16 protein-coding genes and 1 tRNA gene are annotated in these 21507 nt (G+C 63.7%); 3 read left to right on the top strand and 14 right to left on the bottom strand.

Going from position 1 to position 21507, the window contains the following annotated elements; translation table 11 throughout:
* Positions 1 to 197: 197 nt before the first annotated feature.
* From fusA to rpoB, 5 genes are all read right to left on the bottom strand, one after another.
* Positions 198 to 2312 carry an elongation factor G gene (fusA, locus tag ABIB51_RS00310; RefSeq protein ID WP_354184568.1) on the bottom strand — a complete coding sequence of 705 codons (2115 nt, stop codon included), beginning with the start codon at positions 2310 to 2312 and terminating at the stop codon, positions 198 to 200.
* A 69-nt stretch (positions 2313 to 2381) separates the two neighbouring features.
* Positions 2382 to 2852, bottom strand: coding sequence for a 30S ribosomal protein S7 (rpsG, locus tag ABIB51_RS00305; RefSeq protein ID WP_011692813.1), 471 nt, complete (start codon positions 2850 to 2852; stop codon positions 2382 to 2384).
* A 1-nt stretch (position 2853) separates the two neighbouring features.
* The gene (gene rpsL / locus ABIB51_RS00300) at positions 2854 to 3228 is read right to left on the bottom strand and encodes a 30S ribosomal protein S12 (RefSeq protein WP_011692814.1); all 375 of its coding nucleotides are present in this window, start codon (positions 3226 to 3228) and stop codon (positions 2854 to 2856) included.
* Positions 3229 to 3614: 386 nt separating this feature from the next.
* Complete coding sequence (locus ABIB51_RS00295) at positions 3615 to 7514, bottom strand: DNA-directed RNA polymerase subunit beta' (protein ID WP_354184567.1); 3900 nt, start codon at positions 7512 to 7514, stop codon at positions 3615 to 3617.
* A 103-nt stretch (positions 7515 to 7617) separates the two neighbouring features.
* Positions 7618 to 11136 (bottom strand): DNA-directed RNA polymerase subunit beta, encoded by a 3519-nt coding sequence (gene rpoB / locus ABIB51_RS00290; protein ID WP_354184566.1) that lies wholly within the window; start codon positions 11134 to 11136, stop codon positions 7618 to 7620.
* Between the two features lie 392 nt (positions 11137 to 11528).
* Here rpoB and ABIB51_RS00285 point away from each other — a divergent pair, with 392 nt between their 5' ends.
* Positions 11529 to 12728, top strand: a complete 1200-nt coding sequence (locus ABIB51_RS00285) for an acetyl-CoA C-acetyltransferase (protein WP_354184565.1) — start codon at positions 11529 to 11531, stop codon at positions 12726 to 12728.
* A 7-nt stretch (positions 12729 to 12735) separates the two neighbouring features.
* The gene (locus ABIB51_RS00280) at positions 12736 to 13239 is read left to right on the top strand and encodes an aminoacyl-tRNA deacylase (RefSeq protein ID WP_354184564.1); all 504 of its coding nucleotides are present in this window, start codon (positions 12736 to 12738) and stop codon (positions 13237 to 13239) included.
* A gap of 154 nt (positions 13240 to 13393) precedes the next feature.
* Here the strand turns inward: ABIB51_RS00280 and rplL are convergent, their stop codons facing one another.
* From rplL to ABIB51_RS00235, 9 genes are all read right to left on the bottom strand, one after another.
* The gene (rplL, locus tag ABIB51_RS00275) at positions 13394 to 13768 is read right to left on the bottom strand and encodes a 50S ribosomal protein L7/L12 (protein ID WP_024365995.1); all 375 of its coding nucleotides are present in this window, start codon (positions 13766 to 13768) and stop codon (positions 13394 to 13396) included.
* A 74-nt stretch (positions 13769 to 13842) separates the two neighbouring features.
* The gene (gene rplJ, locus ABIB51_RS00270) at positions 13843 to 14445 is read right to left on the bottom strand and encodes a 50S ribosomal protein L10 (protein ID WP_354184563.1); all 603 of its coding nucleotides are present in this window, start codon (positions 14443 to 14445) and stop codon (positions 13843 to 13845) included.
* Between the two features lie 319 nt (positions 14446 to 14764).
* A complete protein-coding gene (locus ABIB51_RS00265; protein WP_354184562.1) occupies positions 14765 to 15874 on the bottom strand; it encodes a GNAT family N-acetyltransferase in 1110 nt (369 codons plus the stop codon).
* Between the two features lie 109 nt (positions 15875 to 15983).
* Positions 15984 to 17072, bottom strand: coding sequence for a GNAT family N-acetyltransferase (locus tag ABIB51_RS00260; RefSeq protein ID WP_354184561.1), 1089 nt, complete (start codon positions 17070 to 17072; stop codon positions 15984 to 15986).
* Positions 17073 to 17156: 84 nt separating this feature from the next.
* Complete coding sequence (gene rplA, locus ABIB51_RS00255; RefSeq protein WP_354184560.1) at positions 17157 to 17864, bottom strand: 50S ribosomal protein L1; 708 nt, start codon at positions 17862 to 17864, stop codon at positions 17157 to 17159.
* A gap of 135 nt (positions 17865 to 17999) precedes the next feature.
* Positions 18000 to 18431, bottom strand: a complete 432-nt coding sequence (rplK, locus tag ABIB51_RS00250) for a 50S ribosomal protein L11 (protein WP_024365990.1) — start codon at positions 18429 to 18431, stop codon at positions 18000 to 18002.
* Between the two features lie 129 nt (positions 18432 to 18560).
* Entirely contained in the window at positions 18561 to 19421 is an 861-nt protein-coding gene (nusG, locus tag ABIB51_RS00245) for a transcription termination/antitermination protein NusG (protein WP_354184559.1), read from the bottom strand.
* Between the two features lie 114 nt (positions 19422 to 19535).
* Positions 19536 to 19820 carry a preprotein translocase subunit SecE gene (secE, locus tag ABIB51_RS00240; protein WP_354184558.1) on the bottom strand — a complete coding sequence of 95 codons (285 nt, stop codon included), beginning with the start codon at positions 19818 to 19820 and terminating at the stop codon, positions 19536 to 19538.
* Positions 19821 to 19898: 78 nt separating this feature from the next.
* A tRNA-Trp gene (locus ABIB51_RS00235) sits at positions 19899 to 19971 on the bottom strand.
* Positions 19972 to 20242: 271 nt separating this feature from the next.
* Here ABIB51_RS00235 and ABIB51_RS00230 point away from each other — a divergent pair.
* On the top strand, positions 20243 to 21460 hold the full coding sequence (locus ABIB51_RS00230; protein ID WP_354184557.1) for a pyridoxal phosphate-dependent aminotransferase: 1218 nt from the start codon (positions 20243 to 20245) through the stop codon (positions 21458 to 21460).
* Positions 21461 to 21507: the final 47 nt, after the last annotated feature.

The following is a 21507-nucleotide window of genomic DNA, read 5'->3' as shown; positions in this document are numbered from 1 at the left end:
CAGTAAGTCTACTTGGGGGGCTTTGGATTGATGAAATTGCAGATTCAGGAACTAATACTAGTGCCTCGAGTCTGTCGGTGCAGATGGCCGGTCCCGGCTTGACCGGAAAAGCGGCTGACCGGAGCCGGCCACCTGCACCGGGTGAATCTCCGATGTCGGAGAAGCACCCGAGTTTGTTGCTGCGAGAGCCGTGGAGACTACTCGCCGCGGTTCTTCTGGATGATCTCGTCGGCATATGCCTTCGGGACCTCGGCGTAGCTGTGGAACGTCATGGAGTACACAGCGCGGCCCTGGGTCTTCGAGCGCAGGTCACCGATGTAGCCGAACATGCCGGACAGCGGGACGTGCGCGCGGATGACCTTGACGCCCTGGGCATCTTCCATGGACTGCATCTGGCCACGGCGGGAGTTGAGGTCACCGATAACTTCACCCATGTATTCCTCAGGGGTGCGGACCTCGACATCCATCAGCGGTTCGAGCAGGATGGGGTTCGCCTTGCGTGCAGCTTCCTTGAAAGCCATCCGGCCAGCGATCTTGAACGCCATTTCCGAGGAGTCAACATCGTGGTAAGCGCCGTCAATCAGCGTGGCCTTGATGCCGACAACCGGGTAACCGGCCAGGACGCCGTCGTTCAGTGCATCCTGGATACCGGCGTCCACCGACGGGATGTACTCGCGCGGAATGCGGCCACCGGTGACCTTGTTCGAGAACTCGTACATCTCGCCATCGGACGTGTCCAGCGGCTCGATCGCAATCTGGATCTTTGCGAACTGGCCCGAACCGCCGGTCTGCTTCTTGTGCGTGTAGTCGTGACGCTCCACAGCACGCTTGATGGTTTCGCGGTACGCAACCTGGGGCTTGCCCACGTTGGCCTCGACCTTGAATTCGCGGCGCATGCGGTCCACCAGGATGTCCAGGTGGAGCTCGCCCATGCCGGCGATGATGGTCTGGCCGGTGTCCTCGTTGAGGGAGACCTGGAAGGTCGGGTCCTCAGCGGAGAGCTTCTGGATGGCCGTGGAGAGCTTCTCCTGGTCACCCTTGGTGTTCGGCTCGATCGCAACAGAAATCACGGGCTCCGGGAAGCTCATGGACTCGAGGACGATCTGGTTGCTGGGGTCGCAGAGGGTGTCACCGGTGGTGGTGTCCTTCAGCCCGATCGCTGCGTAGATGTGGCCAGCGGTAGCGCCGTCAACCGGCATTTCCTTGTTGGCGTGCATCTGGAACAGCTTGCCGATGCGCTCCTTCTTGCCCTTGGTGGAGTTGACCACCTGGGAGCCGGCTTCGACGTGACCGGAGTACACGCGGATGAAGGTGAGCTGGCCGAAGAACGGGTGGGTGGCAATCTTGAACGCCAGAGCCGAGAACGGCTCTTCGGAAGACGGCTTGCGCGTCAGTTCCTTCTCTTCGTCGCGGGGATCGTGACCGATCATCGGCGGGACATCGAGCGGGTTCGGCAGGTAGTCGACGACGGCGTCAAGCATCGGCTGGACACCGCGGTTCTTGAAGGCAGAGCCACAGAAGACCGGGTACAGCTCGGAGTTGATCGTCATCTTGCGGATGCCGGCCTTGAGCTCGTCGGTGGAGATTTCTTCACCTTCGAGGTACTTCTCCATGAGCTCTTCAGAAGCCTCGGCAACGGTCTCGACGAGCGTTGCGCGGTACTCCTCGGCCTTTTCCTTGAGGTCAGCCGGGATCTCCTGGACCTCGTACTTGGCACCCATGGTGACGTCACCCTTGGAGTCGCCGGGCCAGACCAGTGCACGCATGTACAGGAGGTCGACGACGCCGATGAAGTCGTTCTCGGCGCCGATCGGCAGCTGCATGACGAGCGGCTTGGCACCGAGGCGGCCGACGATGGTGTCGACGGTGAAGTAGAAGTCAGCGCCGAGCTTGTCCATCTTGTTGACGAAGCAGATGCGCGGGACGTTGTACTTGTCAGCCTGGCGCCAGACAGTCTCAGACTGCGGCTCCACGCCTTCCTTGCCGTCGAACACGGCAACTGCACCGTCGAGGACGCGCAGGGAGCGCTCAACCTCAACCGTGAAGTCCACGTGGCCGGGGGTGTCGATGATGTTGATCTGGTTGTTTTCCCAGAAGCAGGTCACGGCGGCAGACGTGATGGTGATGCCGCGTTCCTTTTCCTGTTCCATCCAGTCAGTCGTCGAAGCGCCGTCGTGCGTTTCGCCGATCTTGTGGTTCACACCCGTGTAGAACAGGATGCGCTCAGTAGTAGTGGTCTTGCCGGCATCGATGTGGGCCATGATGCCGATGTTGCGGACCTTGCTAAGGTCGGTAAGCACGTCCTGTGCCACGGTGTCTCCCTTTCGGATGGACTGCACGTTCGCCGCCGACTCTGTCGAGCCGGCGGCGTCCGGGAAGTATTACCAGCGGTAGTGTGCGAAGGCCTTGTTGGACTCGGCCATCTTGTGGGTGTCTTCGCGACGCTTCACAGCGGCACCGAGACCGTTGGAGGCATCCAGGATCTCGTTCTGGAGGCGCTCAGTCATGGTCTTCTCGCGACGGGCCTTGGAGTAGCCGACCAGCCAGCGAAGGGCCAGTGCTGTGGAGCGGCCCGGCTTGACCTCAACCGGAACCTGGTAGGTTGCGCCACCGACGCGGCGGGAGCGGACCTCGAGGGAAGGCTTGACGTTCTCCATGGCCTTCTTGAGGGCTGCAACCGGGTCGCCGCCGGACTTGGCACGAGCACCTTCGAGGGCACCGTAAACGATGCGCTCTGCGGTGGACTTCTTGCCGTCAACCAGCACCTTGTTGATCAGCTGGGTGACCAGCGGGGAGCCGTAAACGGGATCTAGAACTAGCGGCCGCTTGGGGGCCGGACCCTTGCGAGGCATATTACTTCTTCTCCATCTTTGCGCCGTAGCGGCTACGAGCCTGCTTACGGTTCTTGACACCCTGGGTATCGAGGGCACCACGGACGATCTTGTAGCGGACACCCGGAAGGTCCTTAACGCGGCCGCCACGTACGAGCACAATGGAGTGCTCCTGCAGGTTGTGGCCTACACCGGGGATGTAAGCGGTGACTTCAACGCCACCGTTGAGGCGCACGCGTGCAACCTTACGGAGAGCCGAGTTCGGCTTCTTCGGGGTCGTCGTGTACACGCGGGTGCAAACACCGCGGCGCATCGGGCTGCCGTTAAGCGCGGGGGCCTTGGTCTTCTTGACCTTAGGCGTGCGGCCCTTGCGGACCAGCTGGTTAATCGTAGGCACTCTCGTGTTCTCCGTTTTATCCGGAGCGGCCGTTGGCAGCCGCTCTCTTGTCGCTGCGACCCGACGCTTGAGCTCTGAAGATCTCTCGAAGCGGCCGAGGCGAAGCCTTAATAGTCGGACCGCACGCCGGGATCCACGGACTTCCATCCGGAACTGTCCCTAGGCATGCGAAAATGTGGCATACGCTGCACAAGAACCCTGCAAACCGGAAACGTCGTCCTGGTCAAGCTTTTCAGCTATGACCGGCGCACTCATCCACTGCCACAATAACAATTAGTCTCAAGTCTAACACGGACGGGTCCCAGCCCTGAATCGGCGGGGTTTCCGACCGGAAAGGCCCCGCCCCCACAGCGTGGGGACGGGGCCTTTCAGTCACTCATCTGGCGTCAGCGGAAGTCGCTGCCGAGATCGTAGTCATCCAGCGGGATGGCGTGGAACTCAGGAGCTCCGTCGCCGCCCAGGGAATCGTAGGAGAAGTCGCTGAACGCGCTCGGGCCGGTGAACAGATTGGCCTTTGCTTCTTCAGTCGGCTCCACCGTGATCTCGGTGTAGCGCGGGAGACCCGTGCCGGCCGGGATGAGCTTACCGATGATGACGTTCTCCTTGAGGCCGAGCAGCGGATCGCTCTTGCCTTCCATGGCCGCCTGCGTCAGGACGCGGGTGGTCTCCTGGAAGGAAGCTGCGGACAGCCAGGACTCGGTCGCCAGGGACGCCTTGGTGATACCCATGAGCTCGGGACGGCCGGAAGCCGGCGTCTTGCCCTCGGACACAACACGGCGGTTGGCATCCTCGAACCGGCTGCGCTCGGCGAGCTCGCCGGGCAGCAGATCCGAATCGCCGGACTCGATGACCGTGACGCGGCGCAGCATCTGGCGGACGATAACCTCGACGTGCTTGTCGTGGATACCGATGCCCTGGCTGCGGTACACGCCCTGGACTTCGTCCACCAGGAACTTCTGCGCGGCACGGGGGCCCATGATGCGCAGAACCTGCTTGGGGTCGACCGGGCCGTTGATGAGCTTCTGTCCGACGCTGACGTGGTCGCCGTCTTCGATCAGAAGACGTGAACGGCGCAGCACCGGGTAGGCGATCTCTTCGGATCCGTCATCCGGGGTGATGACCAGGCGCATCTGGCGCTCGGACTCTTCGATGGCGATGCGGCCGGCTGCTTCAGCAATCGGTGCGACACCCTTCGGAGTACGGGCTTCGAAGAGCTCCTGGATGCGGGGCAGACCCTGGGTGATGTCGTCGCCACCACTGGAGGAAACTGCACCACCGGTGTGGAACGTACGCATGGTCAGCTGGGTGCCCGGCTCACCGATGGACTGTGCGGCGATAATGCCCACTGCCTCACCGATGTCGACGGTCTTGCCCGTGGCCAGCGAACGTCCGTAGCACAGGGCGCAGGTGCCGACGCTGGACTCACAGGTGAGTACGGAGCGGACCTTGACCTCGGTGATGCCGGCTGCGAACAGTTCGGCAATGACCACGTCGCCGCAGTCGGTGCCGCCGGCAGCCAGGACCTTGCCCTTGGAGTCAACGACATCCACGGCCAGGGTACGGGCGTACGCGCTGTTCTCGACGTTCTCGTCCAGGACCAGTTCACCGTTGGCGTCAGCCACGGCGATGGCCGTGACCAGGCCGCGCTCGGTGCCGCAGTCCTCTTCACGGACAATGACGTCCTGCGAGACGTCCACCAGACGACGGGTCAGGTAGCCCGAGTTGGCGGTACGCAGCGCGGTGTCAGCCAGACCCTTACGGGCACCGTGCGTGGCGATGAAGTATTCCAGCACCGACAGGCCCTCGCGGTACGAGGATTTGATCGGACGCGGGATGATCTCACCCTTAGGGTTGGCCACCAGGCCACGGATACCCGCAATCTGGCGGACCTGCATCCAGTTACCACGGGCGCCGGAGGACACCATGCGGTTGATCGTGTTCATCGGGGACAGGTTGTCACGCATCGCCTGGGCGATCTCGTTCGTTGCCTTGTTCCAGATCTCGATCAGTTCCTGGCGACGCTCGTCGTCGTCGATCAGGCCCTTGTCGTACTGGCCCTGGATCTTGGCGGCCATGGTCTCGTAACCGGCGAGGATCCGCGGCTTGTCCTTGGGCACCTCGATGTCGGAGATGGCGACGGTGACACCGGACCGGGTGGCCCAGTAGAAACCGGCATCCTTCAGGTTGTCCAGCGTTGCCGCCGTGACCACCTTCGGGTAGCGCTCGGCGAGGTCGTTGACGATGGTGGACAGTTCGCCCTTGTCTGCAACGTTCTCAACCCACGGGTAGTCGGCCGGAAGCGTCTCGTTGAAGAGGACCTGGCCCAGGGAGGTCTGGACGAGAACGGTCTGACCCGGCTCGTAGCCTTCCGGAGCTTCCCAGCCGGCGTAAGGGACAAAGCCCTCGAGCCGGATCTTGACCTGGGAGTTCAGGTGCAGCTCGTGCAGGTCGTACGCCATGATGGCTTCCGCGACGGAGGAGAAGATCCGGCCCTCGCCAGCTGAACCGACACGCTTGGTGGTCAGGTGGTAGAGGCCGATGATCATATCCTGCGAAGGCAGCGTCACCGGGCGGCCGTCGGACGGCTTCAGGATGTTGTTCGAGGACAGCATCAGGATGCGGGCCTCAGCCTGGGCCTCGGGGCTCAGCGGCAGGTGCACTGCCATCTGGTCGCCGTCGAAGTCGGCGTTGAAGGCGCCACAAACCAGCGGGTGGAGCTGGATTGCCTTACCTTCAACAAGCTGCGGTTCGAACGCCTGGATGCCGAGACGGTGCAGGGTGGGTGCACGGTTCAGCAGCACGGGGTGCTCGGTGATGATCTCTTCGAGGACGTCCCAGACCTGCGGGCGGTAACGCTCCACCATCCGCTTGGCCGACTTGATGTTCTGGGCGTGGTTGAGGTCAACCAGGCGCTTCATCACGAACGGCTTGAAGAGCTCCAGGGCCATCTGCTTCGGCAGACCACACTGGTGCAGCTTCAGCTGCGGGCCGACGACGATGACCGAACGGCCGGAGTAGTCGACGCGCTTGCCGAGGAGGTTCTGGCGGAAACGGCCCTGCTTGCCCTTGAGCATGTCGCTCAGGGACTTCAGCGGACGGTTGCCCGGTCCGGTGACCGGACGGCCGCGGCGGCCGTTGTCGAAGAGGCTGTCAACAGCTTCCTGAAGCATGCGCTTCTCGTTGTTGACGATGATCTCCGGAGCACCGAGATCAAGCAGGCGCTTGAGGCGGTTGTTGCGGTTGATCACGCGGCGGTACAGGTCGTTGAGGTCGGAGGTCGCAAAGCGGCCACCGTCCAGCTGGACCATCGGGCGCAGTTCCGGCGGGATCACCGGGACGGCGTCCAGCACCATGCCGAGCGGGCTGTTGTTGGTCGTCAGGAAAGCGTTGACCACCTTGAGCCGCTTCAGGGCACGGGTCTTGCGCTGGCCCTTGCCGTTGGCGATGATGTCGCGCAGCATGTCCGACTCGGCCTGCATGTCGAAGTTCTCAAGACGCTTCTTGATGGCTTCGGCACCCATGGAGCCTTCGAAGTACATGCCGTAGCGGTCGCGCAGTTCGCGGTACAGGCCTTCGTCACCTTCGAGGTCAGCGACCTTGAGGTTCTTGAAGCGGTCCCAGACCTGCTCGAGGCGCTCGATTTCAGCATCCGCGCGCTTACGTACGTTTGCCATCTGGCGGTCAGCGGAGTCGCGGGCCTTCTTCTTGTCGGCAGCCTTGGCGCCTTCGCCTTCGAGACGGGCAAGCTCGTTCTCAAGGTCGCGGGCGATCGTGGCGATGTCCGAGTCGCGGTTGTCGATCAGCTGCTTCTTCTCGATGTCGTGCTCAACCTGGAGGTTGGGCAGTTCTTCGTGGCGGCTGTCGGCGTCGACGCTCGTAATCATGTAGGCGGCGAAGTAGATGACCTTTTCGAGGTCCTTCGGTGCCAGGTCAAGGAGGTAGCCCAGGCGGGACGGAACACCCTTGAAGTACCAGATGTGCGTGACCGGGGCGGCCAGCTCGATGTGGCCCATGCGCTCACGGCGCACCTTTGCGCGGGTGACCTCAACGCCACACCGCTCGCAGATGATGCCCTTGAAGCGCACGCGCTTGTACTTGCCGCAGTAGCATTCCCAGTCGCGGGACGGGCCGAAGATCTTCTCGCAGAAGAGGCCGTCCTTCTCGGGCTTGAGCGTGCGGTAGTTGATGGTTTCCGGCTTCTTAACCTCGCCGTAAGACCAGCCACGGATGTCTTCCGCGGTGGCGAGGCCGATCTGCATGAGGCCGAAGGAGGATTCGCTGGACATATGGTCCCTGTTCTCTCTTGTTCTCTAAATTCTGAAGTCTTGGGTTACGGGAAGAGGGAGGAGTCCGACGACGGACGGGGAACCGCCCGCCGTCGGACGCCTGCTAAACCTCTTCTACGGAACTGGGCTCTGCACGAGACAGATCGATGCCCAGTTCTTCCGCAGCCGTGAAGACTGCGTCATCAGAGTCACGCATTTCAATTGTGGTTCCGTCCGTGGAAAGAACTTCCACGTTCAGGCACAGCGACTGCATTTCCTTGATCAAGACCTTGAAGGACTCAGGAACGCCCGGCTCGGGGATGTTCTCGCCCTTGACGATGGCTTCGTAGACCTTCACACGACCATGGATGTCATCCGACTTGATCGTGAGGAGTTCCTGGAGCGTGTAGGCGGCGCCGTAAGCTTCGAGTGCCCACACTTCCATTTCACCGAAGCGCTGGCCACCGAACTGTGCCTTACCACCCAGCGGCTGCTGCGTGATCATGGAGTACGGGCCGGTGGAGCGCGCGTGGATCTTGTCGTCCACCAGGTGGTGGAGCTTCAGGATGTACATGTAGCCGACCGAGATCGGATCCGGGAACGGCTCGCCGGAGCGGCCGTCGAACAGACGGGTCTTGCCTGAGGAGTTGATCAGGCGGACACCGTCGCGGGTGACGTTGGTGGAGTCGAGGAGACCAGTGATTTCCTCTTCACGTGCACCGTCGAAGACGGGCGTTGCAACAGTGGTCGAGCCACTCTCGCGCGGCAGGTTCGGCAGCTGCTTGACCCACTCGGGCTCGCCCTCGATCTTCCAGCCGGTCTTGGCAACCCAGCCGAGGTGAGTTTCCAGCACCTGGCCGACGTTCATACGGCCCGGAACACCGAGCGGGTTCAGGACGATATCAACGGGGGTACCGTCGGCAAGGAAGGGCATGTCCTCGATCGGAAGGATCTTGGAGATGACGCCCTTGTTGCCGTGACGGCCGGCGAGCTTGTCGCCGTCGGTGATCTTGCGCTTGGCAGCGACGTAGACGCGGACCAGCTGGTTGACGCCCGGGGGCAGCTCGTCGTCGTTGTCGCGGTCGAAGACGCGGACACCGATGACGGTGCCGGACTCGCCGTGCGGAACCTTCAGGGAGGTGTCGCGCACTTCGCGGGACTTCTCACCGAAGATGGCGCGCAGCAGGCGCTCTTCCGGGGTCAGCTCGGTCTCGCCCTTGGGCGTGACCTTTCCGACCAGGATGTCGCCGGCTTCAACCTCGGCACCGATGTGGATGATGCCACGCTCGTCCAGGCCTGCCAGGACTTCCTCGGACACGTTCGGGATGTCACGGGTGATTTCCTCGGCACCAAGCTTGGTGTCGCGGGCATCGATCTCGTGCTCCTCGATGTGGATGGAGGAAAGAACGTCCTCAGCGACAATGCGCTGGGACAGGATGATGGCATCCTCGAAGTTGTGGCCTTCCCATGACATGAATGCCACGAGCAGGTTCTTGCCGAGGGCCAGTTCGCCCTGGTCCGTTGCCGGGCCGTCAGCGATGATGCCGCCGACCTCCAGGCGCTGGCCTTCGCTCACCAGAACGCGGTTGTTATAGCAGTTGCCCTGGTTGGAGCGGGCGAACTTGTTGATGCGGTAGTTGGTTTCCGTGCCGTCGTCGTTGAGCATGATGACGAGCTCGGCGGAAACCTCGGTGACCACACCGGCCTTCTTCGCGATGGTGACGTCACCGGCGTCGACTGCTGCGGCGCGTTCCATGCCGGTACCGACAAACGGCGCCTCGGAACGGACCAGCGGCACGGCCTGGCGCTGCATGTTGGCACCCATGAGTGCGCGGTTAGCATCGTCATGCTCGAGGAACGGGATCAGGGCGGTTGCCACGGACACCATCTGGCGCGGGGAAACGTCCATGAACTCGACCTCCCCGGCGGGGACCAGCACGGGCTCGCCTCCACCACCACGGGCGCGGACCAGGACGGTCTCTTCGGCGAACTTCTTGTTCGCGTCCAGCGGAGCGTTGGCCTGTGCAATCAGGACCTCTGCTTCGTCGTCGGCTGTGAGGTACTGGACCTCATCGGAAACGACGCCCTCGGACACAAGGCGGTACGGCGTCTCGATGAAACCGAACGGGTTGATCCGTCCGTAGGAAGCCAGCGAACCGATCAGGCCGATGTTCGGGCCTTCAGGGGTTTCGATGGGGCACATACGTCCGTAGTGAGACGGGTGAACGTCTCGGACTTCCATGCCTGCACGGTCGCGGGACAAACCGCCCGGGCCCAGGGCAGACAGACGGCGCTTGTGGGTCAGACCCGACAGCGGGTTGTTCTGGTCCATGAACTGGGACAGCTGGGACGTTCCGAAGAACTCCTTGATGGCTGCCACGACGGGGCGGATGTTGATCAGCGTCTGCGGCGTGATGGCCTCGACGTCCTGGGTCGTCATACGCTCGCGGACAACGCGCTCCATGCGGGACAGGCCGGTGCGGACCTGGTTCTCGATGAGCTCGCCGACGGCGCGGATGCGACGGTTGCCGAAGTGGTCGATGTCATCGATCTCAACGCGCAGCTCGTGGTCCTGGCCGTCGCGCTTGCCCATGAGGGTTTTCTCACCGGCGTGCAGGGCAACGAGGAACTTGATCATGGCGACGATGTCTTCAACGTGCAGGACAGACGCTTCCTTGTCACCAAGGGAGCGGTCGATGCCGAGCTTGCGGTTGATCTTGTAACGGCCGACCTTGGCCAGATCGTAGCGCTTGGAGTTGAAGTACAGGTTGTCCAGCAGGGACTGGGCAGCCTCAACCGTGGGCGGCTCGCCCGGTCGCAGCTTCCGGTAGATGTCCAGCAAGGCGTCTTCGCGGGTTTCGGTGGCGTCCTTCTCCAGCGTTGCGCGCATGGAGTCGTACTGGCCGAACTCTTCGAGGATCTGGCCTTCGGTCCAGCCGAGGGCCTTCAGCAGAACCGTGACGGACTGCTTGCGCTTGCGGTCGAGGCGAACGCCGACCTGGTCGCGCTTGTCGATTTCGAGTTCGAACCAGGCGCCGCGGGACGGGATGATCTTCGCGGTGAAGATGTCCTTGTCGCTGGTCTTGTCGGCGGTGCGCTCGAAGTAGGCGCCCGGGGAACGGACCAGCTGCGACACGACGACACGCTCGGTGCCGTTGACGACAAAGGTGCCCTTCTCGGTCATCAGCGGGAAGTCACCCATGAACACGGTCTGCTGCTTGATTTCGCCCGTGTTGTTGTTCATGAATTCGGCCTTGACGTACAGCGGAGCCGAGTACGTTGCGTCCCGGTCCTTGCACTCAGCCATCGTGTATTTCGGATCAGCGAACTCCGGCTCCGAGAAGCTCAGGGACATGGTGCCCTGGAAGTCCTCGATCGGGGAGATCTCTTCGAAGATGTCGGACAGACCCGAGGAGGTGGCGACGCTGAGGTCGCCTTCTTCTACGGCCTTGGCGACGCGTGCCTGCCAGCGTTCGTTTCCGACCAGCCAGTCAAAGCTGTCCGTTTGCAGGGCAAGCAGATTCGGAACGTCAAGAGGTTCGTGAATCTTTGCGAATGAGAGCCGGCGGGTTGCACCGTCGGTGCTGTCGGCATTGATAGCGGTTGCAGCGTTGTTTACATTAGAGGTGCTCGAGGCGACCAAGAGGGATCCTTCCACAGACCTTCAGGCGTTTTCAGATCTCCCCCGTTATGCACCCTGCGGAGTGACTCCGCAGTGCTACCAATCCGGTTCCGCTATATGACCCGGGACCCGCGCTGACCATGCTGGTGCCGTTGTTGACGGCACATTGACGGCGCAGCTGCCAGGCTAAGCCCACCGCAATATGAAGGCTGAAGGTAAACAGGGAAGACGCAAATATCTACGATACGGCAAAGCAACCTACTTGTCTACCCCACTTCCGTTCCGATTGCAAGCACCGGGCTGGCGCCCGGACGCGGAAGCCTGCCTTCCCGGCAGGGACCGGAGCCGAATGGATAGGTGACGGGGCTCACGATAACCTAGGCATACATCGTTAATGATCGGAAGAGAAAATCATGAACAACTCCGCAGACAACAATGATGTTGTCATCCTTGCCGCCGCCCGCACGCCGCAGGGCCGACTCAACGGCCAGCTGGCCAGCTTCACGGCCGTAGAGCTCGGCGCCCACGCCATCCGCGCAGCCCTGGCCGCCAGCGGGGTGAAGACCGACCAGGTGGACTCCGTGGTCATGGGCCAGGTGCTGCAGGCCGGCGCCGGCCAAAACCCGGCCCGCCAGAGCGCCATCGCCGCGGGCATCGGCTGGAACGTTCCCACCGTCACCATCAACAAGGTCTGCCTCTCCGGCCTCACCGCCGTGATCGACGCGGCCCGGATGATCCGCAGCGGCGACGCCACGGTCGTCGTCGCCGGCGGCCAGGAGTCCATGACCCGGGCCCCGCACATCCTGCCGGGCTCCCGGCAGGGCTGGACCTACGGAACCGTCCAGGCGCTCGACGTCGCCGCGCACGACGGCCTGACCGATGCCTTCGACGGCCAGTCAATGGGGCTGTCGACGGAGTCCAGGAACCTCACCCTCGGCATCGACCGCGCCTCGCAGGACGAGGTCGCGGCCGGCTCGCACCAGCGCGCCGCGCGGGCCGCGAAGGACGGCGTGTTCGACGGCGAGATTGCCCCGATCAGCGTCAAGCAGCGCAAGGGCGATCCGGTCATCGTGGCGGCCGATGAGGGCATCCGCCCGGACACCACCGTTTCCTCGCTCGCCGGGCTGCGGGCGGCATTCGTCACGGACGGAACGATCACCGCCGGCAATTCCTCCCCGCTGTCCGACGGCGCCGCCGCCCTGGTGCTGTCCTCCCGCAAATTCGCTGAGGACAACGGGCTGGAGTACCTGGCCGTCGTGGGCAAGCCGGGGCAGGTGGCCGGTCCCGACAACTCGCTCCATTCCCAGCCCTCCAATGCGATCAGGAACGCGCTGGACAAGGCCGGCTGGTCCACCGCGGACCTGGATTTCATCGAGATCAACGAGGCATTCGGCTCAGTGGCCGTCCAGTCCCTGAAGGACCTGGACTACCCGCTGGAGAAGTGCAACATCCACGGCGGCGCCATCGCCCTGGGGCACCCGATCGGGGCATCCGGCGCCCGGCTGGCGTTGCACGCGGCACACGAACTGAAGCGCCGGGGCACCGGCAAGGCTGCGGTGTCCTTGTGCGGCGGCGGCGGGCAGGGCGAAGCCCTCCTCCTCTACCGCGACTGAGCCGGTCATGACGGACAGCGGGACCGGAGGCGGCGGCGCCGCGGGCGCGGGCCGGGAGCGATTCCTGGCCGACGCCGCGGCGCGCGGGCTTGAGGTCAGAGTCGTCGAGCGCCTTGCCGCGAACAGCCTCGAGGACGCGGCCCGGATACTGGGCATCCAGCCGGCCGACATTGTGAAGTCCCTGGTCGTCAGGCACAAAGACGGCAGCTTCCTGTTCGCCCTGATTCCCGGCGACCGGCAGATTTCCTGGCCCAAGTTCCGGGCGCTGGTGGGCGTCAACAAGCTGTCGCTGCCCACGGCGGAGGTCGCACTGGAGGCTACGGGCTACGCGCGCGGCACCATCACCCCGCTCGGCAGCACCGTCGCGTGGCCGGTGTACGCCGACTGCACCATCGCGGGCCGGCGCATTTCGATGGGTGCCGGGGAGCACGGCTTCAGCGCGTTCGTCGACGCCGATGCCCTGACAGCCGCACTGGACGCCGTCGTCGCGGATATTTCGGAACCAAACTAGCTGGGGCGGGTTAACTGCACCGGGTTAACTGGCAACGCGGGGTCGACCTGACCCCGCGCTGCCGCGATATGCGGCCCGCCTTCGTGGGCGGAACCGGGCCGGAACGCAGGAAACCCCGCCCACCGAAGTGGACGGGGTTTCCCGGAGCAGCGAGTTACTTGAGGGTAACGCGAGCGCCAGCTTCTTCGAGCTGTGCAACAGCCTTCTCGGCAGCTTCCTTGGTGACGCCTTCGAGGATGGCCTTCGGAGCGCTGTCAACAACGTCCTTTGCTTCCTTGAGGCCCAGGGAAGTGATTGCGCGAACTTCCTTGATCACTGCGATCTTCTTGTCGCCCGGGTGCTCCAGGATGACGTCGAATGCAGTCTGCTCTTCTTCTTCTGCAGCACCGCCGGCAGCGGGGCCAGCAACGGCGACAGCAGCAGCGGTAACTTCGAAGGTCTCTTCGAAGAGCTTAACGAACTCGGAGAGCTCGATGATGGTCAGTTCCTTGAAAGCTTCAATGAGCTCTTCGTTGGTGAGCTTCGCCATGGTGTGGCGTCCTTCCTATAGTGGTGCTCGGCGGCCTGGGCCTTTGCCTTCACACCGGAGTCTGGTTTAGAGAGTTAGTTCTCTTCGGGGGCTGCGGCTTCGGCCGGAGCCTCAGCCTCTGCTGCTGCATCGGCGGGAGCGTCAACAGGGGCTTCGTCAGCGGCGGGAGCCTCGGCAGCTGCCGGTGCACCGTTCTCTTCTTCAAGCTTGAGGCGCAGAGCGTCAATGATGCGTACAGCGGCGGCAGCAGGAGCCTTGAGGATGCCTGCAACCTTGGCGAGCTGCAGCTCGCGGGACTCGAGTGCTGCCAGGGCAGCAACTTCGCTGGCGTTCAGTGCCTTGCCCTCGAAGTAACCGGTCTTGATAACCAGCTGCTTGTTGGTCTTGGCAAAATCCGTCAGGCTCTTGGCAGCGGCAACTGCGTCACCCTTGATGAACGCGATTGCAGTGGGGCCGGCGAGCTGGCCGTCGAATGCTTCGACACCAGCTTCCTTGGCTGCAATGGCGGTCAGGGTGTTCTTGACGACCGAGAACTTGGTGTCCTGGCCGAGAGAGACACGCAGCTGCTTGAGCTGTGCAACGGTGAGCCCACGGTATTCGGTCAGGACAGCGGCGTTCGATTCATTAAAATCGTTGGTGATCTCAGCTACTGCTGAAACCTTGCTAGGCGTTGCCATAACCCTCCTTCCGGGGATAGTGCCGGTGTTCCCGGTCCCCGCTCAACAGAGCTAAAACTAAAAAACGCCCCGCGCAGATGCACGGGGCTTGTCTCGACGCGGTCCATGACCGCGGAGCTTTGCTTCGTTCACCTGCGCCGGCCGCCCTATGTTCAGGGTCCTTCGTCTGGAGATCCACTGGCCCTCCCCGGCGCGACTGCAGAAGTGAGCCTTGCTTGGGAGAGTGGATTTCCAACAACCGACGGTCTTTGGTCCCCCCAGCTTACGGGACACCGTGCGTGTGCTCCAAATCGGGTCGCAGCAGCATCGCCCCAGGCGTTCAGCTGACGCTCGGCCCGAAGTCCGGCAGTTCTTTCTGCCAGATCCCGGTTACGCCCGCGGTGGTGAAGCCGAGCTGCTGGTTGACCTTGAGCAGGTAGCGGTTTTCCGGCGCGTTCCAGGTGTAGAGGACCCGGGCGTCCGGGAACTGTTCGGTCAGCCGCTCCGTGTTGGCGACCTTGATCAGGAGGCCGAGTTTGTTGCCGCGGTGCTCCTGAAGGACCACCGTGTCGTCCTGGAAGACGACGTCGGGGCGCAGCGCGAGGACGCTGATGGTGGTCAGGCCCACGAGCTCCCCGCTGCCGATGTGTTCGACGGCGGTGACCACTGTCCGGCGCCCCTGCGCGATGGTGACCTCCTCCGCCTCGCGGAGGATCCGGCCGTCGAACACCATGTCCCCGGTTTCCACCCCGGGAACACCGTCCTCGCCCGCTCGGTTTTCCAGCGCCGCGACGGCCTCGAGCCACTGGGCCGGACAGCGGTCCGTCCAGTGGTGGAGGCGGTAGCGGCCCCCGTTGGCCGACTCGGCTTCTGCTTCGAGCTCGGCGACGAGCTTGCTGTCGAGCGGCAGGGTGCAGGCGCTGAACTGCTCGATGTGCTGCAGGGTGTAGCCGGTGTGCGTGGCGAATTCGACCTCCCGGCTGCTCAGCGGCACGAAGCCGAGCCCGCTCCCGGGCACCAGCTGCCCGGCCTCGGTGTCGGCCAGGGACGCCCCCGGATGGTTGGTGTCGATCAGGATCGTGTGCCGGCCCTCGTCGCGCGCGAAGTGTTCGGCCGCCTCAAGCAGTTGCCGGCCCACGCCCTGGCCCTGGAATTCCGGCAGGATATCGAGCGTGAATTCGGCCATGTCGAGGTTGTCCGCGAGCGGCAGCGCGATGTCCACGGCTCCGACGATCTCGCCGTCGATCTTGGCCACGAGGATGACCTGGCGTTCGTAGGGGTCCGCCATTTCCAGCAGCTTTTCCTGCGGGGCGTAGGCGAGATCGTCACTCCCCCAGGTCTGCATGCGCACCTTGCGGCCGACTTCGACGGCGGCCAGGAAGTCAGCGGCGTCCGGCCCGTCCACGGAATCGGGGATCCACAGCTGTTCAATCCGTACGTCGTTTGCCATAGAGGACATCATCCCAGCCGTTCTGCCATCCACTACGGGTGCCGGAAGCCCGGCTTGGGCCGGGCTTTCAACCGCCAGCATATGCCGGTTTGCTCCGCCGTTCCATGGGTTACGCCGCGACCACCCGCTGCCACTCGCCGTCGTACCCTGCGGGCCGGAAGCCGAGGGAGACGTTGATCGCCAGCATGTGGTCGTTCTCCGCGGCGTTGAAGGTGACCACTCGTTCCACCGCCGGGTACCCGGACCGGAGCCGGCGGATGTTGAGGAGTTTCACCAGCATGCCGAGCCTGTGTCCGCGGTGGCTGGCGGCTACAAGGGTGTCGTCCTGGTCGGCCAGCCACGGCTTCGAGGCGGTGAGCTGCAACACCGAATAGGCGGCCAGTTCCCCGCTGCCCCGGTGCCTCGCGGCCGCCACGAGGGACACCATGCCGGCCCGCTTCCAGGTGTCCTCAACGTGCCGGACCCGCGCGGTGTCCCACCGCTCCGCGTCGTAGCTCAGCTCCCCGGACGGTGCATCCGTGCTCATCCGCGACATCAGGACCGCAAGCTGCTCCGCATGTTCGTCCGGGCAGCGGTCGGTCCAGGACAGGAGCTCATACTCCTCCCCTGCCTTGGCCAAGGCCTCCCGCTCCAAGGCATCCCAGCCGCCGGCATATGCCGGCACGTTGAGGACGCTGAAGCGCTCGACCTGCTCAAGGCGGTAGCCAGCCTTCAGGGCGAACCGGACGCCCCGCGCCACTGCAGGCAGCGCGCCGGTTCCGGTCGCGGGCCTGACCAGGCCAGGTGCGTCGGCGTCGAAATCGGCGGGGTGTTCCGTAAAGCTTTGCAGGATGGTGCGGCCCTCGGCATGCACCAGCGCCTCCGCGTGCTTCAGCAGCGTCCGGCCGATCCCCCGGCCGGTGAATTCATTCAGCACCTGGACGTGCACAAGGGCGCAACGAAGGTTCTCCTGGGCGTCGCATCTGATCCACGAACTGCCCACCACCCGCCCTTCCTGGCGCACGAAGAAGAGCCGGACCGTGCGGTAGGCGTTGTCCCGCCAGCCCTGCAGCCGGGCCGCTGGCGTGGCTGACCGGTCGAGGTTGCCCCAGGTTTCGAGCGTCAGGGCATCGCAGAGTTCCCCGACGGCCAGGAAGTCGGCGGAATCAGCGGCGGCGGGGATGACGAGGGGTTCGATGAGGTACGGCGCTGTAGTCACCGGGACAGCCTAACCGGCGCCCGGAATGCAGAAAAGACCGCCCCGCAGCTGCGGGACGGTCTCTGCTGTGAAGCCTGCTGAGGCTTAGACCTCGGTCAGTACCTTGGTGACGTTGGGGTCAACCGAGACGCCCGGGCCAAACGTGGTGGCGACGGTGGCCTTCTGGATATAGCGGCCCTTGGAAGCGGACGGCTTGAGGCGAAGAACCTCTTCCAGAGCGGCTGCGTAGTTCTCGGCCAGCTTGAGAGCGTCGAAGGAAACCTTGCCGATGATGAAGTGCAGGTTCGAGTGCTTGTCGACGCGGAAGTCGATCTTGCCGCCCTTGATGTCGTTGACGGCCTTGGCGACGTCAGCGGTCACGGTGCCGGTCTTCGGGTTCGGCATCAGGTTACGCGGACCCAGGACCTTACCGAGGCGGCCAACCTTGCCCATGAGGTCAGGGGTGGCAACGGCGGCGTCGAAGTCGGTCCAGCCGGCTGCGATCTTTTCGATCAGGTCATCGGAACCGACGAAGTCGGCGCCGGCAGCGATTGCTGCTTCGGCCTTGTCGCCCGTTGCGAAGACGAGAACGCGGGAGACCTTACCGGTGCCGTGCGGCAGGATAACGGTGCCGCGGACCATCTGGTCGGCCTTACGCGGGTCGACGCCGAGGCGGAAAGCAACCTCAACGGTGGCGTCGAACTTGGACGGGTTGGTGTCCTTGGCCAGCGTCACTGCCTCGAACGGCGCGTAGAACTTCTCCGCGTCGATCTTGGCGGCGGCTGCCTCATATGCTTTGCTGCGCTTTGCCATGCTGCTTATTCTCCTTGTGCAGTTGTGGTCTGCGGACCGCGCTGGGCCCTGCCACAGTCAAGATTCCGGCTGTTTTGTCCGGATTTCCGACATTTCAATGATTAGGTGGTGCCGGTTGCCCGGCGGTAAAGGCTATTAGCCTTCGACGGTGATACCCATGGAGCGGGCGGTGCCGGCGATGATCTTCGCGGCGCCTTCGAGGCTCGTGGCGTTGAGGTCTTCCATCTTGGTGGTGGCGATCTCGTTGACCTGTGCCTGCGTCAGCTTGGCAACCTTGACGGTGTGCGGGGTCGGTGAACCCTTGGCAACGCCTGCAGCCTTCTTGATGAGCTCCGCGGCCGGCGGAGTCTTGGTGATGAACGTGAATGAACGGTCCTCGTAGACCGTGATTTCAACCGGAATAACGTTGCCGCGCTGGGCTTCCGTCGCGGCGTTGTACGCCTTGCAGAATTCCATGATGTTGACACCGTGCTGGCCAAGCGCAGGACCAATCGGCGGGGCCGGGTTAGCGGCACCTGCCTGGATCTGCAGCTTGATGAGGCCGGTGACCTTCTTCTTGGGAGCCAATGTAGGTCCTTCTCTCAAATACGTCCTGGGACACAGGAGCGTGCCTCAGGTTGGTGGCCGCCATGGCGAGGCGGCCGGCCGCTCCGTGGCTGCTAAGCGGGCAGTCCGGAGCGAATTCTTTGCGGAAAGCTAGATCTTGCTGACCTGGTTGAATGCCAGCGTCACAGGGGTCTCGCGCTCGAAGATGGAGACCAGGACCACGAGGGTCTGGGAATCGACCTTGATCTCGGAGATCGTCGCAGGCAGGGTCTCGAACGGGCCCTCCTTGACGATGACCGATTCGCCGACCTCGAAGTCGACGTCGATCTGCGCGGCGGCGTGCTTGATCGGCTTGCCCTTCTCGGCCTGCTCTTCCTCGAAGACCGGGGCGAGCATGGAGAACACCTCATCGAGGCGCAGCGGAACCGGGTTGTGGGCGTTGCCCACGAAGCCGGTGACACCGGGAGTGTGGCGGACGGCGCCCCAGGAGGCATCCGTCAGGTCCATGCGGACCAGGACGTAGCCGGGGATGCGGACGCGGTTGATGACCTTGCGCTGAGCGTTCTTGATCTCAACGACTTCCTCCATCGGAACCTGGATTTCGAAGATGTAATCTTCCATGTCCAGAGTCTGGATGCGGGTTTCCAGGTTTGCCTTTACGCGGTTTTCGTAGCCGGCGTAGGAGTGGATGACAAACCAGTCACCCTCCTGGCGGCGCAGTTTGGCCTTGAACTCATCGGCCGGGTCTACCTCAGCGGCGGCAGCGGCAGCGGCCAGGGCGTCGCCCGACTCGTCGTCGGATTCTGCATCGTCGTCTTCTGCGTCGGCAGCTTCTTCGTCAGATTCTGCATCTTCAGATTCTGCGTCGTCGGCTACAGCCTCTGCATCTGCCTCAGCGACGTCGGATTCGGGCGCAGCAGACGCAGCCTCGGACTCGTCCGTGGTTTCCACCGCGGCGTCCTGGCTCTTATCCAGCTCAGTCTCAGTTACCTCGAGCTCCTGCTCAGACACTTGGTCTCCTGCTTCCTCATTGCCTTACATGCCTATTTAAATGACTCAATTCCGCACACTCCGCGGACGCTCCGGTTGCCCGGGGATATCCACGCAGTCTGCGGACCGGTCGCGTTAGCGGTCCGTGGGCGCCGTGCCGCCGAAGACCCAGCTCACTCCGGTCCCGAAGGCCAGGTCCAGCAGGGTCACGATAAGCATCATGATGGCCACGAACACCAGCACCACGAGCGTGTAGTTGATCAGTTCCTTGCGGGTCGGTGCGACGACCTTCTTCAGTTCGCCGATGACCTGGCGGACGAAGAGCGCAATTCGAGCGAAGAAGCCGGCTTTCGCGGCGTTCTTGGTGGGGCGGCCTTTGGAGCTGCTGGCAGCTGTTTCGGTCACCTGGTCCTCACTCATCCTCGCAATGTCGGATACCCGGCTCTGAACTGAACCATGGTTGCTGCGCTTGCTCCGGTTCACCCGGAACAGCTTGCGCAGGGCAGACAGGACTCGAACCTGCAACCTGCGGTTTTGGAGACCGCTGCGCTACCAATTGCGCCACTACCCTATGGATCAAAAACCCCGCCAACGGCCAATCCCCAGACTTCTCTGAGGCGCAGGCCATCATCGTGTTTTCAACACCGGAGAACCAGTCTACGCAACAACTGCGCCTACGTCGAACCGGCCCGTCCGGACCGTGGTGTGTCGGCGAAATCATCTGACGCTGCTGCAGTCACATTTCCGCGCCGGCACCCCGGGCGATCCGCTGATCAGCATAGAGTAGATTCCGTCGAATCCCACAAACAGCCCTCCAGCTGCAAGCGAAGAATGGACCCGCCATGCCTGCCGCCCGCATTTCACAGCGCATTTCCGCCATAGCCGAATCCGCCACATTGGCTGTCGATGCCAAGGCGAAGGCGCTCAAGGCGGCCGGCCGGCCGGTCATCGGCTTCGGCGCCGGCGAACCGGACTTCCCGACCCCCGATTACATTGTGCAGGCCGCCATCGAGGCCGCCAGCCAGCCGAAGTACCACCGGTACTCGCCCGCCGGCGGCCTGCCCGAACTGAGGCAGGCCATCGCGGACAAGACGTTCCGGGACTCCGGCTACAAGGCCGAGGCGTCCCAGGTGCTGGTGACCAACGGCGGCAAGCAGGCCGTCTACAACACCTTCGCCACCCTGCTGGACCCGGGCGACGAGGTCATTGTCCCGACGCCGTTCTGGACCACCTACCCCGAGGCCATCCGGCTCGCCGGCGGCGTTCCGGTCGAGGTGTTTGCCGGGCCGGAACAGGAATACCTGGTCACCGTGGAGCAGCTGGACGCGGCCCTCACGGACCGCAGCAAGATCCTCCTGTTCGTCTCGCCGTCCAACCCGACGGGCGCCGTCTACTCGCCGGAGCAGGTCAAGGAGATCGGCCAGTGGGCCGCGTCCAAGGGGCTGTGGGTGGTCACCGATGAGATCTACGAGCACCTGACCTACGACGGCGTGCCCTTCACCTCGATCGCGACGGCCGTGCCGGAACTGGGCGACAAGGTGGTCATCCTCAACGGCGTGGCCAAGACCTATGCCATGACCGGCTGGCGGGTGGGCTGGATGATCGGTCCGGCGGACGTCATCAAGGCCGCCACGAACCTGCAGTCCCACGCCACGTCCAACGTCTCGAACATCCCGCAGGTCGCGGCCCTCGCGGCGGTCTCCGGCCCGCTGACCGCCGTCGACGAGATGAAACTCGCCTTCGACCGCCGACGCAAGGCGATTGTGGCGGGCCTGAACGCCATTGAGGGCGTCGAATGCCCGACGCCGAAGGGTGCGTTCTATGTCTATGCGGACGTCCGGGCCCTGCTGGGCAAGGAGTTCCCCTCCGCCGCCGGACCGGTCCGGCCGGCAACGTCGGCCGAGCTGGCCACGCTGATCCTGGACGAGGTCGAGGTGGCCGTGGTTCCCGGGGAGGCGTTCGGCCCCTCGGGCTACCTCCGCCTGTCCTACGCCCTCGGCGACGAGGACCTGGCCACCGGCGTCGCCCGTCTCCAGGACTTCCTCGGCAAAGCCAAATAGTCCCGCTTCCAACCCCGTTGCGCTATCACTTCTAGTCCTTATCCGGC

This window comes from Arthrobacter sp. UYCu712, from assembly GCF_040547005.1.
Taxonomy (GTDB): domain Bacteria; phylum Actinomycetota; class Actinomycetes; order Actinomycetales; family Micrococcaceae; genus Arthrobacter.
The sequence above is the reverse complement of the archived record's forward strand: the minus strand, read 5'-3'. Positions and strand labels throughout refer to the sequence as shown.

Bases quoted from the DNA above. Each gene is read 5' to 3' on its own strand.
- ABIB51_RS00280 (WP_354184564.1), top strand. From the start codon at position 12,736: ATGACGGACAGCGGGACCGGAGGCGGCGGCGCCGCGGGCGCGGGCCGG.
- secE (WP_354184558.1), bottom strand. From the start codon at position 19,820: ATGAGTGAGGACCAGGTGACCGAAACAGCTGCCAGCAGCTCCAAAGGC.
- rpsG (WP_011692813.1), bottom strand. From the start codon at position 2,852: ATGCCTCGCAAGGGTCCGGCCCCCAAGCGGCCGCTAGTTCTAGATCCC.
- rplA (WP_354184560.1), bottom strand. From the start codon at position 17,864: ATGGCAAAGCGCAGCAAAGCATATGAGGCAGCCGCCGCCAAGATCGAC.
- ABIB51_RS00295 (WP_354184567.1), bottom strand. From the start codon at position 7,514: ATGTCCAGCGAATCCTCCTTCGGCCTCATGCAGATCGGCCTCGCCACC.
- ABIB51_RS00285 (WP_354184565.1), top strand. From the start codon at position 11,529: ATGAACAACTCCGCAGACAACAATGATGTTGTCATCCTTGCCGCCGCC.
- rplJ (WP_354184563.1), bottom strand. From the start codon at position 14,445: ATGGCAACGCCTAGCAAGGTTTCAGCAGTAGCTGAGATCACCAACGAT.
- ABIB51_RS00265 (WP_354184562.1), bottom strand. From the start codon at position 15,874: ATGGCAAACGACGTACGGATTGAACAGCTGTGGATCCCCGATTCCGTG.
- rplL (WP_024365995.1), bottom strand. From the start codon at position 13,768: ATGGCGAAGCTCACCAACGAAGAGCTCATTGAAGCTTTCAAGGAACTG.
- ABIB51_RS00230 (WP_354184557.1), top strand. From the start codon at position 20,243: ATGCCTGCCGCCCGCATTTCACAGCGCATTTCCGCCATAGCCGAATCC.